This is a genomic window from Paenibacillus sp. P4_A7 (assembly GCF_056402455.1).
In genome coordinates this window covers 20,887-37,274 of the sequence record NZ_JBFUHJ010000029.1, presented here as the reverse complement: position 1 = coordinate 37,274, position 16,388 = coordinate 20,887, and the positions used below count along the sequence as shown (strand labels likewise).

Sequence of the window (16,388 nt, the reverse complement as noted above, 5' to 3'; positions counted from 1 at the left end):
CCCAAATGGGCTAATGTTATCGTACTTTTTTGAATGTGGCTGCCCTCGACCGTATCTGGTTTCAGATGTTTTCCAGTCAATGACTCTGGCTTTAGATGCTTTCCTGACAGCGTTTCGGACTGCACATGCTCGCCCGATACTGATTCTAGCGCTAGCTTAGACTGCGTAACCGACTCATCTTGCAACGTTTGCTCGCCAACGCTTCCTTCTGCAAGCTTCTCAGTCGTTACACTGCCGATTGACAGATGCTCCGCTTCTACACTTCCAAGCCCCAGCTGCTTACTGCTAATTGATCCTGACTCCAGCTTGCTGCCAGCGATGCTTTCATCTGTTACTTTATCGAAAGTAACCACGTCATCACCCAAATGGGCTAATGTTATCGTACTTTTTTGAATGTGGCTGCCCTCGACCGTATCTGGTTTCAGATGTTTTCCAGTCAATGACTCTGGCTTTAGATGCTTTCCTGACAGCGTTTCGGACTGCACATGCTCGCCCGATACTGATTCTAGCGCTAACTTAGACTGCGTAACCGACTCATCTTGCAACGCTTGCTCGCCAACGCTTCCTTCAGCCAGCTTCTCAGTCGTTACACTGCCTGCTGAAAGCTGTTTCGTGCCAACAGAGTCTGCTTCAATTTGCTCACTGCCGATAGCATCTTTTGTTAGCTTCTCTCGAGTAACCGTACTGTCTTTCAACTGCTCCGTTCGTACACTATCTACAGCTAATTGTTTGCTGCTGATTGATCCTGATTTGATTTTACCGCCAGCGATACTTTCATCTGCTATTTTTTCGAAAGCATGCGCATCGCCAGTTAAGTGGGCTAAGGTAAGCGTACCTTTTTGAATGTGATAACCGTGAATCGTCTCTGATTTTAGATGTTTTCCTGACAATGACTCAAGCTGCACATGCTCGCCTGTTACTGAATCTAAGGCAAGCTTTCCTTGCGTTACTGATTCGTTCTGCAATGCTAGCTCGCCTACGCTGTCTGGTGACAAATGAGAAGACAGAACCGAATCTTCCTGAAGTTGATTTGCTCCGATTGATTGATCTGCAATTTTACTCGATGTGATAGCGCCTGCTGCGATATGATCCGTGCCAACTGCACCTTTCTGGAGCGTATCCGCACTTACAGAATCATTTTGCAGATGACCTGCTCCAACGCTTCCGGCAGCTATCTTCTTCTCCGTTACGGAGGCGTCAACCAAATGAATATCATGGACGCTGCTGTCCCTCAAATGAATGCCTAAAACAGATCTATTCCCTAAATGTCGGCTTAGCACTGCTTCATCTGCAATTTGCTTGGACTGAACAGCACCGCCGGCCAATTTAACGGCTGAGATAGCACCATCCTGCAGTGCTTCCGCACCCACCGACTGATTATCCAAATGATTGGATCCAATGGTCTTAGACTGGATATGTTCCTTTTGAATGGATTGGATCTGAATATGCTTTGTCGAAATCGATTGCTTAACTAAATGCTCAGATGACACAGCATTCAGTGCAAGTTTTGCACTTGTAACACTACCGTCCGCCAGCTTCACAGAGGATACACTAAAATCCGTTAACTTATCAGTTRAAACCGACTCTGGTGATAACTTGAGCGAATTCACAGCATAATCAGCCAAATGATGTGAGAAAACAACGCTAGAGGCGATATGACCTTCCGTGATAGCGCCAGTAGCCAGTTTATCTCTCGTTATAACTCCATTCTGCAAGTTATTTGTTGAAATAACCCCATCGGTTAGATGAAGATTAACAATTATTCCAGGCAGTAAATGGCCACCGTTAATGGACTCGTTAGCAATCGCATCTCCTGATACTGAGCCCTCTCCAAAATGATAGGAACGAAGTGCTTCAGGCGCTATTTTCTGAAATGTAATAATATCATCTTTCAGATGCTTCGATTCCACAGATCCATCAGCCAAAATCTTCCCATCCACCGCTCCGAGCGTTAGCTTGCTCCGAGAAATAGACTCATCTGCAATCTTCGCCATATTTACAGCATTATTGCCAATATGCTCTTCACGAACAGCTAAAGGAGCCAGCTTATCCTCGGTAACGATCCAGTTTTGTAAATGCTCACGCTTAATAGCATCGGTAGCAATCTGCCTTGTCGATACAGCCCCTTCAGCCAAGTGCGACTGCTTCACCTGAACATCACCTATATGATCGGAGCATATGCTTCCTCTGCTAAGATGTTGGTTGAGCACTGAGTCATTAGCCAACTTCTGTGCGTTAACACTTTGATCGGAAAGCTTGGATGACGTTACGGAATGGTCGACGAGCTTAATAGTTGATACCGATTGATCGGCCAGCTTCGAGGAAGTAACGGATACATCAGCCAGTAACCCGCTCGTGATTTGTCCTGTTCCAATGTGTTCACTTTTAACAGACGCAGCCTGTAGATGAGACGAAGATACGGCACCATTTGCTATTTGTTCGGACCCGACTGCTTTTGCCTGCAACGCCCTTGTTGCTACTGCTCCCTCCGTCAAATGCTCGGCTGTTATTTCATCTGGGGATATATGCTTTCCTTGAATAATTCCTAAAGAGACATGCTCAGCGAGCAATAGCCCTGGCTTCAAATGATTGGCTTCAATTGCTTCAGGAGCAATTTTTTCACTAGTTACAGCCTCATCGCGAAGTTTAGAATGTGTTACAGATCCTTCTGCAAGCTTAGAATTATCTATAACTTCATTTGCCAAATTTCCAGACTGAATCGTACCACTTTGTATTTTTTCAGAAGTAATCGAATGATCCGCGATCAGCCCTGTTGTAATGAAAAGCGACTTCAAATGTCTGGCATCAATGGACCCATCTGCAATTTTACTTGTATCTATCGTACGATCAGCCAGTTTATTTGATGTAATACTTCCGTCCTGGAGCTTGCTTCCACAGATGGAGTGGTCTAATATTTTATCGCCAGATACTGATTGATTGATCAAATGGTAACCCGCTATCGACTCAGGCAAGATTTTAACAGAGTTAATGGCTCCATCTGCAATATGAATATTTTCTATCGCAAAATCTGCAATTACATCAGAATGAACGCTTCCTGCTGCAAGCTTGCTGTTGTCGATTGCACCTGACGCCACTTTTTCGGCGGTAACTGCGGAGTTAACCATATCATCCGTATAAATAAACGGAATAGGAAGATCAGGGCTTTTCTTTTCTTCAATTATTTCCAATTTCTGTTCTTGGCTAATCTCTTCCAATTGATCATTTGTTTCAATTATCTCAACTAATTCAACTATTTCAACTAAAGTTGACTCATCAATCGTAGTCGTTTCTTCCTGTTCATTTCCCGTTAATTCAACCTCTCCGGGTATCGTCGCTGACTCCATAACTGCTGAAACCGAATGAATACTGACATCTGGTTGATCCTTATCCGTAGCTGATATATTTGATTCAGCTACTTTAGATCGAGTAGTTCCTCTCCTGTTGTCCGATTCATCCAGCCACTGTAACTCGGAAGTCTGCGGATTATCAACATAAAAAAGCGGCTTTCGCCCCTTCGGGCTTTTTCCTCTTCTGCTTTTTGTCATTGTTCTCTCCTTCTTCCACCTGAAATGTCATAGGCAATATATGCAACTACCCATGGGCTGGCTACTCTTAAGGCAATAAAAACATTTGTACATGTGAAAAAAAAGCAGGAGCACTGGGCTCCTGCAACATGGCTCATTATTTAAACAACAAACATAATACATTTATCGAAAGTGACTCATCGGCCACAATAAACATATTTTAACTAATAACGTCGCCTAGATTGAAAAACTGTAAAGCGATTCGGTGAAAATGTACTTATTGGCAGTTCAGTCGGCTTCCCCTCGAGCAAGTCTACAATTATAGAAGCTGTAACTGGACTTAACAGAATCCCATTACGATAATGCCCCGCCGCCATAAAAACGTTCGGTATCCCTTCAACCGCACCAATAAGCGGTAAACCATCCCTTGTTGCCGGGCGCAAACCAGCCCATCGGTTAGCCATTGGTTTACCTTCCAAATACGGAAAAAGTTGATTACTGCTTCGTATTAACCGACCGATTCCCCGCTCGGTAACTTGCGTATCAAAGCCTGCAACATCCTCGGAAGCACCGCAAACAAGACGGCCGTTCAGTTTGCCGACCCAGTATGCTTGGCTGCTAAATACCATATGATGGACTTCTTCAGGTCTATGCTCAAAGGAACAGATTTGTCCTCGTATTGGATGAATGGGTATGGTTAGTCCGAACCAACCCTCATAATCTCCTGACCAAGCGCCCGCACAAACCACGAGCCGTTCTGCGTGTATCGGCTGCAGAAGCTCCTTTGCTAGAACCGTTACACCTCCTTCAGCATGCACAATGACATCATTCACCTCACCCGCTTGCGTCACGAACAAAACCCCGAGCTTACGGCACGCCGCCTCCAATGCAGCTACCAGCTTCGGCGCATAAATATGACTCTCATGAGGCGTATAAACACCCGCAACGGCCGACTTTACAAGCTGTGGCTCAAGCTTCCTAAGCTGCTCCGCTCCGACAAGCTCAGCTTCTGCTCCGTAAGCGTTTTGCCATCGCAGCCTGGTTTGCATCGGGAGTACGTCAGCTTCATGAAGCAGCACATTTACGCTCCCGCTTCGAACCCATTCCACCGATATGCCTGACAGCTCCTCTATTATCTCTACCCATTTCGGATAATGACGTAGGCTGAGCAAGCTGAGCTGAAAAAAGCTATCCGGCTGATCCGTATTTTCTGAATAAGGGGCGAGCATTCCAGCAGCAGCGCCCGACGCTTGACCGCCCAGTTCAGCAGGTTCGATCAATGTAACCTTCATTCCTCTGCGTGCCGCTTCAAAAGCGCAGGATAAACCAATTATTCCTCCACCCAGTACAATTATGGATTGCGTCAAAGCTAATCGCCTCCACCTATTTTGTTGCCGCTCGCTGGAGCTTCGAACAACGAGCCAGCCCAGTCGCTGCTCGCTGATGCGTAGCGCTTCTTCGGAATACGACCAGCCTGCCAAGCGAGGCGACCCGCTTCGATGGCTAAACGAAATGCCCGTGCCATCAAGACTGGGTCCTGTGCTTTTGCAATCGGTGTATTGGCCAAAATACCATCCGCGCCCAGCTCCATAGCTTCCGCAGCATCCTTTGCCGAACCAATACCTGCATCAATGATGACAGGCACTTTAGATTGCTCTGCAATCAGTCCCAAATTATAAGGATTCAATAAACCAAGTCCGGTACCGATAGGCGAACCGCCCGGCATGATTGCTGCTGCGCCTGCTTGCTCCAGCCTTTTACAAAGCATAGGGTCATCCGATGTATAAGGCAGTACGATAAAGCCTTCGTTAGCAAGCATTTCCGTCGCCCGAAGTGTCTCAATTGGATCCGGCAAGAGTGTTCGCGGGTCACCGCTTATCTCAACCTTGATCCAATTACCCAGCCCTGCTTCTCGTGCAAGTCTAGCAATTCTTACAGCCTCCTCAGCTGTTCGTGCGCCTGAAGTATTCGGCAAGTAAATAGGTGATCGCTCCGCGAAATGCTGCAATATGGAATCATCCTCTACACTATCCAAATTTACGCGTCTCACAGCAAAAGTGATTACTTCTGATCCAGAAGCCGCAAGCGCCTGTTGAAGTATAGCTGGACTCGGAAATCGTCCTGTTCCAAACAAAAATCGCGAGTGAAGCTCCTGACCGCCTATGACCAGCAGGTCTTCATTTCCCCATTTCTCCATATTCCTCAGCCCCCTCCTACAAAATGTACCAGCTCAACCTTAGCTCCATTCTCGAGCTCGGTCTTTGCCCAAAGCGCACGCTGTACAATTACACCGTTCAGTTCAACAATAAGCTTCTTGTTTTGTTGACCAAACTGAACGACAAGCTCTTCGATCGTGCTAACACTAACCTGCTCCAGACGGCCATTCACGGTTACAATCTTCTTATTTCTCACATCATGTGAGGCCGCCGCTTGGATAACTTTAAGGAATGCCCGGCATACAGCTGCGGGGTTATCACTACCTACGATTTCTGATACGGCGCATATTCGCTTCGCACCAGCTGCAAGCACAAGATCAACATTTGCTAAAGTAATGCCGCCAATTGCTACGAATGGAATCGAGATATGACTTGCCACCTCGGTGACGTAACTTGTCGAAACGGCCGCGCGCCCTGGCTTCGTATTCGTCGGAAATACCGGTCCAACGCCAATGTAATCGGCCCCGTCTCGTTCAGCTTTTATGGCTTGAGTCAAGCTATGGGTTGATATCCCAATTATTCGATCTGGTCCAAGAAGCTTTCTTGCTTCGGCAACCTGCATATCCTCTTGACCTAAATGAACACCGTCCGCATCGACCTCCAGAACGATATCCGGATAATCATTAATAAAGAACGGCACATTATATTTTCGAGTCAGCAAACGCAGTGCTCTTGCCTGTTCCAACACTTCTTCGCGCGCTCCCGTCTTGTTGCGAAGCTGAACGATCTGCGCACCGCCCTGCAGCGTCTGCTCCATAACTTCCACAACTGACCTACCCGGATGGTTAGACTGAGCAGTAATAACATATAGCTGAAAATCTTTCCATGCTTCCAAACGCATACCTATTCCCCCTTTATCGAATAAATGAATTAGCTTCTATGTCAAAAGATAGGTTCTGCACAGCAAAACCGCCTTTTCCCTATCCGATGTACCTTGTACAAGTACTCGACCGTCTGGGAATAAGACTAACTGTTCTCCGCTAGGCAGAACGGCCTTCACTAAATAACGATTTACTGTCAAGCTGCAGCCTTTAGCCGCTAGCCTCTTTTCCTGTTTTTCTAAATGAAGAGGCTCTGCAAGGGTCACCTGTACCGAGTTTCTTCCGCAGAGAACGACGCTTCCTACTTCATCGACTTGTGCTTCTGCTAGTGCTTTTGCAAATGAAATGGTATCAACTGCCGTACTTGCTGCTTTTATTACTGAAGGAACTTGGCTATTCACCGAACCCTTTTGCTCCTGACCGCAATAGTTACATGCCGTACTGCCGGAAGGCAGTTTTGCCTCTCTCAGTTTGAAAGACCATAAATCTAAGCTGACCATCGTTTGTCGTATCGCAGACTTATTTCCTGACAGCCACTTAATTGCCTCGGCAGCCTGGAGTGCAGCCACGAATTCAACTGCTGGAGAAAGTACACCAACCGTGTCACAGGTGTCGGCTTCTACTTCAGTTTCCGAGGCTCCAATTAAGCAGCGCAAGCATGTCGTTTGTCCTGGTATAAGGGCTGCGCTCATCCCTTGCGAGCCTGCAATGCCGCCATATATAAACGGAATATCTTGAAAAAAGCATTGATCGCTAAGCAGCAAGCGCGTTGCGGTATTATCCGTTCCGTCTAACACAAGATGCGCTCCTGCAGTTATCGATTGTACCGTATTCTCATGCACGTCGATTACAGAAGCTGTTATCCTAATCTCGCTGTTTATTTTACAAAGCCTTTCCGCTGCAGCAACGGCCTTTGGCAGCATAGCCAGCGCGTCGGCTTCGTCGAACAGCATCTGCCTCTGCAAATTACTCGGCTCGACATAATCGCGATCGACCAGTCTCACCTCTCCGACACCTGCTCGCACCATATGCTGCGCTAGTGAAGCACCAAGAGCACCGACTCCTACAATAAGTACGATTGCATGACCGAGCTTAGTCTGGCCCGCTTCCCCAATCGGTGCAAATCTCGTTTGTCTCGAATAGCGGTCAGTCCAAGCGAGTGCGTTATTATTGACCATAGATAGAGCTCCCTGCCGCTTTGAATGCTTCTGCCTTTTCCTTCATACCCGATTCAATAGCTTCCTTGGTTTCAAGCCCATTCTGCGCCGCATACTCTCTGATGTCCTGTGTAATCCGCATGCTGCAAAACTTCGGTCCGCACATGGAGCAGAAATGAGCAGATTTCGCGGCATCTGCCGGCAATGTCTCATCGTGATAGGCCATTGCCCTTTCTGGATCAAGCGACAAGTGGAATTGATCGCGCCATCTGAAATCGAAACGCGCTTTCGATAAGGCATCGTCACGCAGCCTCGCACGCGGATGCCCCTTCGCCAAATCAGCCGCATGCGCCGCAATTTTGTACGTAATGACACCCTCCTTTACGTCCTCCTTGTTTGGAAGCCCTAAATGCTCCTTCGGCGTCACATAGCAAAGCATAGCTGTTCCAAACCACCCAATCATTGCTGCTCCTATTGCTGAGGTAATATGGTCATAGCCAGGGGCGATGTCGGTCGTAAGCGGACCAAGCGTATAAAACGGGGCCTCATCACACACCTCCAACTGACGATCCATATTTTCCTTAATCAGATGCATCGGTACATGACCGGGTCCTTCAACCATGACCTGTACATCATGCTTCCAGGCGATTTTAGTCAACTCCCCCAGCGTATCCAGCTCAGCAAACTGAGCTTCATCATTTGCATCGGCAATTGAGCCTGGCCTTAGCCCGTCACCAAGCGAGAACGAAACATCATACTGCTTCATAATTTCGCAAATATCTTCAAAATGCGTATATAGGAAATTCTCTTGATGATGGGCCAAACACCAAGCAGCCATAATAGATCCTCCGCGTGATACGATACCCGTTACTCGCTTTGCTGTAAGTGGAATGTATCGCAGCAGCACTCCTGCATGAATCGTAAAATAGTCAACGCCTTGCTCTGCTTGCTCAATTAGCGTATCGCGGTACACTTCCCAACTTAAATCCTCCGCTTTGCCATTTACTTTCTCAAGTGCTTGATAGATCGGCACTGTTCCTACCGGAACCGGCGAGTTGCGTACTATCCACTCACGTGTTGTATGAATGTTTTTGCCAGTCGACAAATCCATAATGTTATCCGCACCCCAACGAGTCGCCCACGTCATCTTTTCCACCTCCTCCTCGATGGATGAAGCAACGGCTGAGTTCCCAATGTTGGCATTTATTTTTACGTGGAACTGACGCCCTATAATCATTGGTTCACTTTCTGGATGATTAATATTAGCTGGTATAATAGCACGCCCTGCAGCAATTTCAGCCCGAACGAATTCAGCGCTCATCCCTTCACGAATCGCAATATACTCCATTTCGGGAGTAATGCGGCCCTTACGTGCATAATGTAGCTGCGTTACATTAAGGCCTTCCTTCGCTCGAAGCGGTCGTCTGGATAGGCCAGGAAACAACTCTGCCCCCCGCTGCTGGGTCTTTTCCTCTGAAATAAATCCATTATCCTCTGGACGCACTTCTCGTCCTTCATAACTCTCTACATCGTCTCTTTCAGTAATCCAACTTGTACGCAGCGCTGGTAGTCCGCGCCTGATATCGGCTTCATAGGCAAGGTCCGTATAAGGGCCGCTTGCATCATATACAAATACCGATTCATTCGACTGCTCCACACCGTTTCTTCCAGTAGTCGGTTCCAATACAATTTCTCGCATAGGTACACGGATACTTTCTTTCGTTCCTGTCACATACACCTTTCGGCTGCCTGGCAGCGGCGTCATAATAATTGGCATAGTAAAAAACCTCCCATATGGAATAATTGGAATTCCACCTGGAGGCATATGCGAGCTTATAAGAAAGTTTTACGCACCACTAAATCCGCATAAGCTTATGCGGCAACAATCGCTGAGGCGGAGATAGAAATTCCGCTTTTCTGAGAACCAGCTTAAGGTCCAACTGGTCAAAAAGCACTCTATCCTAACAAAAAAACCGCCCCAGCGAGGGAGCGGTTGAAGTGTGTCGTCAAACACGAGAATCGAGCCTGCTTGGCAAGCAGACGGACGCAGCTCTGTCATACTTTTTCATTCGCACTGACTAAGCAGCCGTTTGAAACAGAGCGTTTCTCGCGTTTTGTGTAAATAAACGCACAATCCCACTTTCCTACGCTGGCATGACCCAGATCAGGTTCAAAGGGACCAAAGCATATCGCTTTATCTCAGCCGTAACGGCGCCCCTAGTGGATTTCCTTGTTAGACTATATCGTTAATTCAAGAAGAGTGTCAACCCTCATTTTACCATTCCCACAAATTGAAATACCTTTTACGACCCATTTTCATGAAATAGCTTCACCCATCGATCAGCAGTATGTTTCCACGTAAACGTCTGTTCCACAAGCTCGCGGCTGCGTTTGCCCAGCTTCTCACGCAGTTGTTTGTCGCTTAAGAGCAGATGCAGCTTTTCCTTCAACTCCGATTCAATGCGACTAGGGTTAACTAAATAACCGGTCTCGCCATGTCGAATGATTTCCTTCATTCCACCCGCCCGAGTTGCGATAACAGGCACGCCGCAGGACATTGCTTCCACGTTAACAAGGCCAAATGCCTCACGTTGTCCAGATGGAACGACGGCAATATCGGCGGCAAGTGTCCAACTCGGCACTTCTGTATAAGGCACATAAGGTATAAATCGCACATGACCTCGACATTGGCGGCCAAGCTTCTCTAACTTACGTGAATAAGCGGTCTTACGATGGGAGCCGTAAAATGGACTGCCCACTATTATAACAACAAGATCGGGATGCAATTTTACTAGCTTTGGTACGATGCGGAGCAAATGATGAACGCCCTTTAGCGGAATGAGCCTCCCCACGAACAATACAACCTTTTTTCCATTCAAGCCTCGTCTAGTACGAAAATGCCTTCGCATTTCAGCTCCCTTACCCGAATATTGTGATGGAAACCTTACTATGTCGACACCAGGATATATCACATTAACCTTGGTTGCAACCTCAGGAACCTTGGAAACGACAATACGTCTCAGGTACTCGCTGTTCACAATAATTTTATCTGCTGCTTGTAAACTTTTACGCAGCTTAGCAGAAGATATATGCGGTGGAACAATAAATGTAGAGGAATGCAAATAAAGCCAGACCAACTTGCCTGGATTCATTCGTTTTATGGTTAATATATATTCGGGGCGATTCTCAACATCAATAATATCCGGCGAATAGCGTTTCACGCTGCAAGCAACCGCTTCAATGTATCGCTTCTTATTTTCAGCAGGAAACCGTTCGCATACAAGCCCTTTAAACTTTCCCAATCGAGGCAGCTTATTGCTCCTTCTCCCATAAATTCGAGGCTCAGCATGCGGCAATAGCAACGGAGCAAACTTCTCAATTACCCGCTCAACCGAACTGCTGCCCGACGATGGAAAAGGGTATGACCCAGGCGTAATAATCGCCACTTTTATTGGTGCCATCTATTCAAAAGCCTCCTAGTGATCTGCTATTTGCAGTATCATACGTCAAGGAGGCATACCTAGACACGGCTCACCTTTAAATCAGGCTAAAGCTTAATTTTCATTTGGAATAATCCGGCCTTGCGTGCCGCCATATATATAATAACGATAAGCGGTCCGATAAACACACCGATAACTCCGACAAGTTTGAATCCCACATATAAGCTAATAAGTGCGGACAAGGAACCAATTCCAACAGCATCCCCAAGGATTTTCGGTTCAACAATACGGCGAAACACGGTAATAAATAGGAATAGAATGATGAGCCCTACTCCGGAGAAAGCATCTCCTGTGAGGATTAAGTAGGTTCCCCAAGGTACTAGCACCGATCCCGTACCGAGTATCGGCATAATATCTACCACAATAATAAGCAATGCAATTGCCAATGGATACTTAATATCGAGAACAAACAATCCTATTAAGGAAATGATATACGTTAAGGCGCTTAATATAAACTGTGAACGCAAAAACCCAAAGATAGATTTTCTCAAATTAAGCAGCACATCATTTACTTGTGCATGTGATTTCTCATCGAACATCGACAATACAGAAGCCATCATCGTGTTCAAGCTGAAGCTAAACATATATACAGCGACTAAAAATACGATAAAGAAAATGAACATGCCAGGTATACCCGATGCAAACGCGAGAACCGTGTTAGATAATGAGCCTACCATTTTGGTAATTGTATTCGTTAAACCCATAAGCCAGGTTTCTAGAGTGTCAATTGCATCTGGAGGCAAACCTTGGTACAACGATTGCGCTTGCAGCATGAGGTCATCAACCATACCGTTTGCATCCTCGAAGTAATTCGGTACTTTTTTGAAGAAGGCGATAAGCTCGGCTACCATTTTCACGCCTAGCAATCCGATCAAACCAATGAGGATGACTGTAAAAAGAGAGCTGGACGTAGTAGCTGCTGCTAGTCTGTTCATCCGAAACCTCTTCATAAAAAAATGATTAAGCGGCTCTAGAAAAATGGCTACAACAAGGGCTAACAAGAATGGCGCCCCAACTGTAAACATTAAGTAAACCAACAGCAGGCCAACTGCTACAAATATAATCGTTTTTACGGACACCGCTTCTCCTCCTTTCCTAATAAACTGTAGCAGTTTGGTATTTTAATCAATGAAAGAGAGCAGCATCCATTTACTATTCCATAACTGCACTGCGTTGATGAAAATCAATGTCCTTATAATACATATCTTTGACTAACAAATTCGGACCGCAGCAGGCTGCAGCTGGACAATGACAATTCACGCTTTTCGCAAGCTTATGATCAAGCCAACTTTCAAACAAATCATCCAGCTTTGAAGAGCCAATATTGCCGAAAGCCTGTACGTCAGAAAAGTCAGTAACAAATACGTCACCTGTAAACAAATTTACATTAAGTCTGTTTCGGCCATCAGGATCATTCCTTACGGTAACATTCGGCTCACTTGCGAGCCGCCTAAGCAAATTACGCTCCTCAGAGCTGTCGCTGCAATGATAAAACGGTAAAGTCCCGAAAAGCATCCAAACAGATTTATCCCTTGTATTCAATAACTTCTCAAGCGATTGCAGCATTTGTGCTCTCGACAGGACTGGTAAATCTTTGGCAAAAGCACTTGGGTACATCGGATGCACCTCGTGACGCTGGCATCCCATTTCGACGATTAACTGGTGGATCTCATCAATTTTGTCATATGTTTTGTAATTGATCATCGACTCTGCTGATACTAATACCCCTGTTTCACTAAGACGGCGGGTATTATCAATCATTCGTTCATAGAGCTTGGTAGCTGCTTCTAGCGAAACGTGATGTCCAGCTCTCGCAAAACCAATCTGGTGAAATTCCTCTGCCGAAGTGTAATTAAATGAAATATGCATAACGTCCAAATAAGGAGCTAGCTGCTCATATCTGCTATAAGGAAGAGTTACATTGGAGTTAATTTGAGAACGAATCCCACGGCTGCGCGCATATTGAAGGAGTGGCACCATGTAGTCTCGTACGGTTTTATCTGAGAAAGATGGTTCTCCACCGGTAATGCTTATCGTTTCGAGATGCTCCACTTCGTCTAGTCGCTGCAGCATTTGCTTGAGTGGTATTTTTGCTGGCTCTGACATGACAAGCGTATCTCCAACTGCGCAATGCTCACACCGCATATTGCATAGATTGGAAACGGTCATTTCCACGCTAGTTAATCGATGTCTACCAAACTGCTGTAGTGAACGAATAGGATCCCATGGGTCATTCGTCKGAGATAAAGGGGAAAGCGGGTTAATCGATTGTTGTAAATCTATCGTATTCATGTATTCAGCACCTGACTAATTATATGTGTAATTTATCTTACTTTATTGTAATGTCCTATTCCGCAGGAAGCAAATAAATAACCAAAAAAAATAAAAAGGAGCCTGTATGGCCCCTTTCTCATTATTAAATAACCGACGCTTTCTTTATATCAGTCGACTCATCATTGACACCGACTATCATCATCGACAGCTGCTTCGATAAATCAATCTCATAGGGTGAGGTGATCTCCTCGCCAGCTTCGTTGTAGAGAATACGAATAATAGGTCTCTGGGGGTATGAATTATTCAAATCGGCGACAATTCCTGTTTCACCTGTCTGCAGCTTAACAGAAATGCCGATCGGGTAGATAGCCACCCTATCTCGAAATAGCTGAATCATCTTTTGCTCGTATAACGTCCCTGTACCCGCATACAAACGCTCCATCGCATGATGCGGCAGCATAGGAGCACTATATACACGATTTGTCGTCATCGCATCATAAGAGTCGACGAGTCCAATCCATTTCGCATACTCATGAATTTCATTTCCTTTAATACCTCGAGGATATCCACTGCCATCAATTCGCTCATGATGCTGAAATGCGCAGTGCGCAGCTAGCAGCGGAATATTCGGTTCATCCTTAAGCAGTTCATAGCCGATTCTAGCATGCTGCTTCATCGCCTCGAACTCCTCATTAGACAAGGAACCCGGCTTTCTTAACATATTAATTGAAATTTGCGTCTTGCCAATATCATGCAGCAGTGCACCCATGCCGAGTGTCATCAGTTCCTCGCGGGAGTAACCGTTCGATATGCCTAGCAGTGTTGTATAGACGCAAACATTGAGAGAATGTTGATACAAGTAGTGGTCGACAGTCCCCATATCCATCAGCATAATCATCGCATCACTATGATGAGATAAATCATCTATAATCATATTCATCATTTGTTTGAAAGGCTGAGCAATATAAGGATAAGACCCGCCTTTTTTTTGCTTGGGACGGTCCATCATTTCCCGAAAACTCGTACGGATCTCTCTGATCGCAAAGCGCATCGTCTCCTCATTAATTAAAGAAGGCAGCACGATATCATCTGTCCTGAAATCCGATATATATACATATTCTATCCCGCACTGATTAAGCCGGGTAATAAGGCGATTTGTGAGTTCTATATTTTCACCGAGGAGGACCATACCTTCCTGTGAAAATATTTTTTTGGCCAGCTTCATTCCTGGCAGACACTTTGAAATCGGTACCAATCGCATACTCTCGACCCTTCCCTATATGGCATCTTACCTATTACATCGGAAAATGCCGTTCGTAATGTTAATGTAAGGGAAAATCTCGACAAGATCAACCATTTTTTTCTTTAAAATCGACACACGACTACATTTATCGACATTCTCACGGTAATTTAGATATATTATTCCAGTTTTTCTGATGACATTTCTCAAGCGAGATATTGCTTTGAAGCTCTGCGGCAATGACGTCTCTTATAAACTCCGGCAAATAATAGATATTCTGTTCGGCGTTAGCCAGTGATTCATAACCTACTTTGAAGCTGAACATATCAATTGTACCTATCGTGTACAGCTTCTCATCCACAAGCAAGTTTCCATTCACCCTTACCGAGATGAGCTTACTCATTACAGGAAGCGTGGAATCATATTCAATGGCCATGCCGTCTACTGCAAGCATGCCAAGCACCTCGCCTCGGAAGCCGAAACCCTTAATCGGCTTCCCGATAAACTCAGGCAGCAGCGACTGCTCAAGCGCTGCCCGCAGATGTGTGCCGGCAATGACCATCCGGCACGGATTAATCGGCGACGGACAGAGGGCGTGTAACTCGCCCGCTGTCACGTCCCCTAATGCTAGGCCGCCTAGCAGCTGGCCCGCGTTGACGATGCCTATCTCGGCATCGGTCCAGCGTCTCAGGCCGGCGGCGAGCAGATTGCCGAGCGGTGTCTCCCGCTCGGATCTAGCTGGCAGCGGCACCGTAAGCCGGGCAATTACCCGGCTTAGGCGCTGCTGGCTCAGCTCTCGGAAGCCGCTTATAATCACGGCGGCTTCCTGCTGCTCCGCTAATGCGGCCGTCGGCACGCAAGCCGCGCGGAACAAGGGGCGGGACGAAATCGGATCGATCCCGATTTCTACCCGCCCGATATACTCGCCGAATTTTCCGGCTGCGCAAATCGTCGTATCGCCGATAACAATTGGCTCCTCAAGCAAATGATGCGTATGCGCCCCGAGAATGAGGTCGATCCCTTCCACTTGTTCTGCCATTTGGCGATCTAATGTAATACCAAGATGCGACATGACGACGACGACATCCACACGGTCCTTGAGCCATGCTGCTTGTTCCCGTACCGCTTTCAGCGGATCTGTCACATGCCAGCCGAGCAATATGTAAAATTCAGAAAAAGCTGCTGTCACACCAATGAGCCCAATACGCAGTCCATTTTTATTAATAATCGTGTTAGAAAGCATCCAATCAGGAGGCTCGCCTGTTGTGGAATCAGTCATATTAGCAACAAGTACCGCAAACTTCGCTTTATTCGTATATGCGTTAGCGAGATTTTGATAGGAATACGTCAGCCCTTCATTATTGCCAAGTGTAACAGCTTCATATCCAGCATTGTTCAGAAGCTCTACATTCACTATTCCATCGCTGCCCTCGGTTTCCACACGCATCCGATCCATATGATCTCCGCAATCGACAGCGAGCACGCTATTACTACCGTAATTACGCCGCTCCTCCGCAATGAATCCTGCAATTTTGGCTGCATTCTCAAGTCGGCTATGAATATCATTACTATGAAGGAGCACTACTCGGGTTTGAAAAGTTTGTTCCAAATTGATGCACACCTCCCATTCGCTTCCTATCTACGATAAAAGCTGCT

The 16,388-nt window shown here is 46.2% G+C and carries 10 protein-coding genes, 1 pseudogene and 1 riboswitch; all 11 genes and pseudogenes read right to left on the bottom strand.

Features of this window, described 5'->3' with window-relative positions:
• Nucleotides 1–3,545, bottom strand: a pseudogene (locus AC1DWN_RS07225) (hypothetical protein); the annotation flags it as partial.
• 203 nt (nucleotides 3,546–3,748) lie between these two features.
• Complete coding sequence (thiO, locus tag AC1DWN_RS07220) at nucleotides 3,749–4,891, bottom strand: glycine oxidase ThiO (protein ID WP_477558226.1); 1,143 nt, start codon at nucleotides 4,889–4,891, stop codon at nucleotides 3,749–3,751.
• Between the two features lie 2 nt (nucleotides 4,892–4,893).
• On the bottom strand, nucleotides 4,894–5,721 hold the full coding sequence (locus AC1DWN_RS07215; protein ID WP_477558225.1) for a thiazole synthase: 828 nt from the start codon (nucleotides 5,719–5,721) through the stop codon (nucleotides 4,894–4,896).
• Between the two features lie 5 nt (nucleotides 5,722–5,726).
• The gene (gene thiE / locus AC1DWN_RS07210) at nucleotides 5,727–6,581 is read right to left on the bottom strand and encodes a thiamine phosphate synthase (protein ID WP_477558224.1); all 855 of its coding nucleotides are present in this window, start codon (nucleotides 6,579–6,581) and stop codon (nucleotides 5,727–5,729) included.
• Nucleotides 6,582–6,617: 36 nt separating this feature from the next.
• Nucleotides 6,618–7,739, bottom strand: a complete 1,122-nt coding sequence (locus tag AC1DWN_RS07205; protein ID WP_477558223.1) for a ThiF family adenylyltransferase — start codon at nucleotides 7,737–7,739, stop codon at nucleotides 6,618–6,620.
• The gene (thiC, locus tag AC1DWN_RS07200; RefSeq protein ID WP_477558222.1) at nucleotides 7,729–9,495 is read right to left on the bottom strand and encodes a phosphomethylpyrimidine synthase ThiC; all 1,767 of its coding nucleotides are present in this window, start codon (nucleotides 9,493–9,495) and stop codon (nucleotides 7,729–7,731) included. The genes AC1DWN_RS07205 and thiC overlap by 11 nt, the downstream gene beginning before the upstream one ends.
• Before the next feature lie 347 nt (nucleotides 9,496–9,842).
• A riboswitch (TPP riboswitch) is annotated at nucleotides 9,843–9,947 on the bottom strand.
• Between the two features lie 74 nt (nucleotides 9,948–10,021).
• On the bottom strand, nucleotides 10,022–11,179 hold the full coding sequence (locus tag AC1DWN_RS07195; RefSeq protein ID WP_477558221.1) for a glycosyltransferase family 4 protein: 1,158 nt from the start codon (nucleotides 11,177–11,179) through the stop codon (nucleotides 10,022–10,024).
• An 86-nt stretch (nucleotides 11,180–11,265) separates the two neighbouring features.
• Nucleotides 11,266–12,297, bottom strand: a complete 1,032-nt coding sequence (ytvI, locus tag AC1DWN_RS07190; RefSeq protein ID WP_477558220.1) for a sporulation integral membrane protein YtvI — start codon at nucleotides 12,295–12,297, stop codon at nucleotides 11,266–11,268.
• Nucleotides 12,298–12,370: 73 nt separating this feature from the next.
• Nucleotides 12,371–13,510 (bottom strand): radical SAM/CxCxxxxC motif protein YfkAB, encoded by a 1,140-nt coding sequence (yfkAB, locus tag AC1DWN_RS07185; protein WP_477558219.1) that lies wholly within the window; start codon nucleotides 13,508–13,510, stop codon nucleotides 12,371–12,373.
• A 124-nt stretch (nucleotides 13,511–13,634) separates the two neighbouring features.
• Entirely contained in the window at nucleotides 13,635–14,753 is a 1,119-nt protein-coding gene (locus AC1DWN_RS07180) for an HD-GYP domain-containing protein (protein ID WP_477558218.1), read from the bottom strand.
• Between the two features lie 139 nt (nucleotides 14,754–14,892).
• Nucleotides 14,893–16,341 (bottom strand): bifunctional metallophosphatase/5'-nucleotidase, encoded by a 1,449-nt coding sequence (locus tag AC1DWN_RS07175; protein WP_477558217.1) that lies wholly within the window; start codon nucleotides 16,339–16,341, stop codon nucleotides 14,893–14,895.
• Between the last annotated feature and the right edge of the window lie 47 nt (nucleotides 16,342–16,388).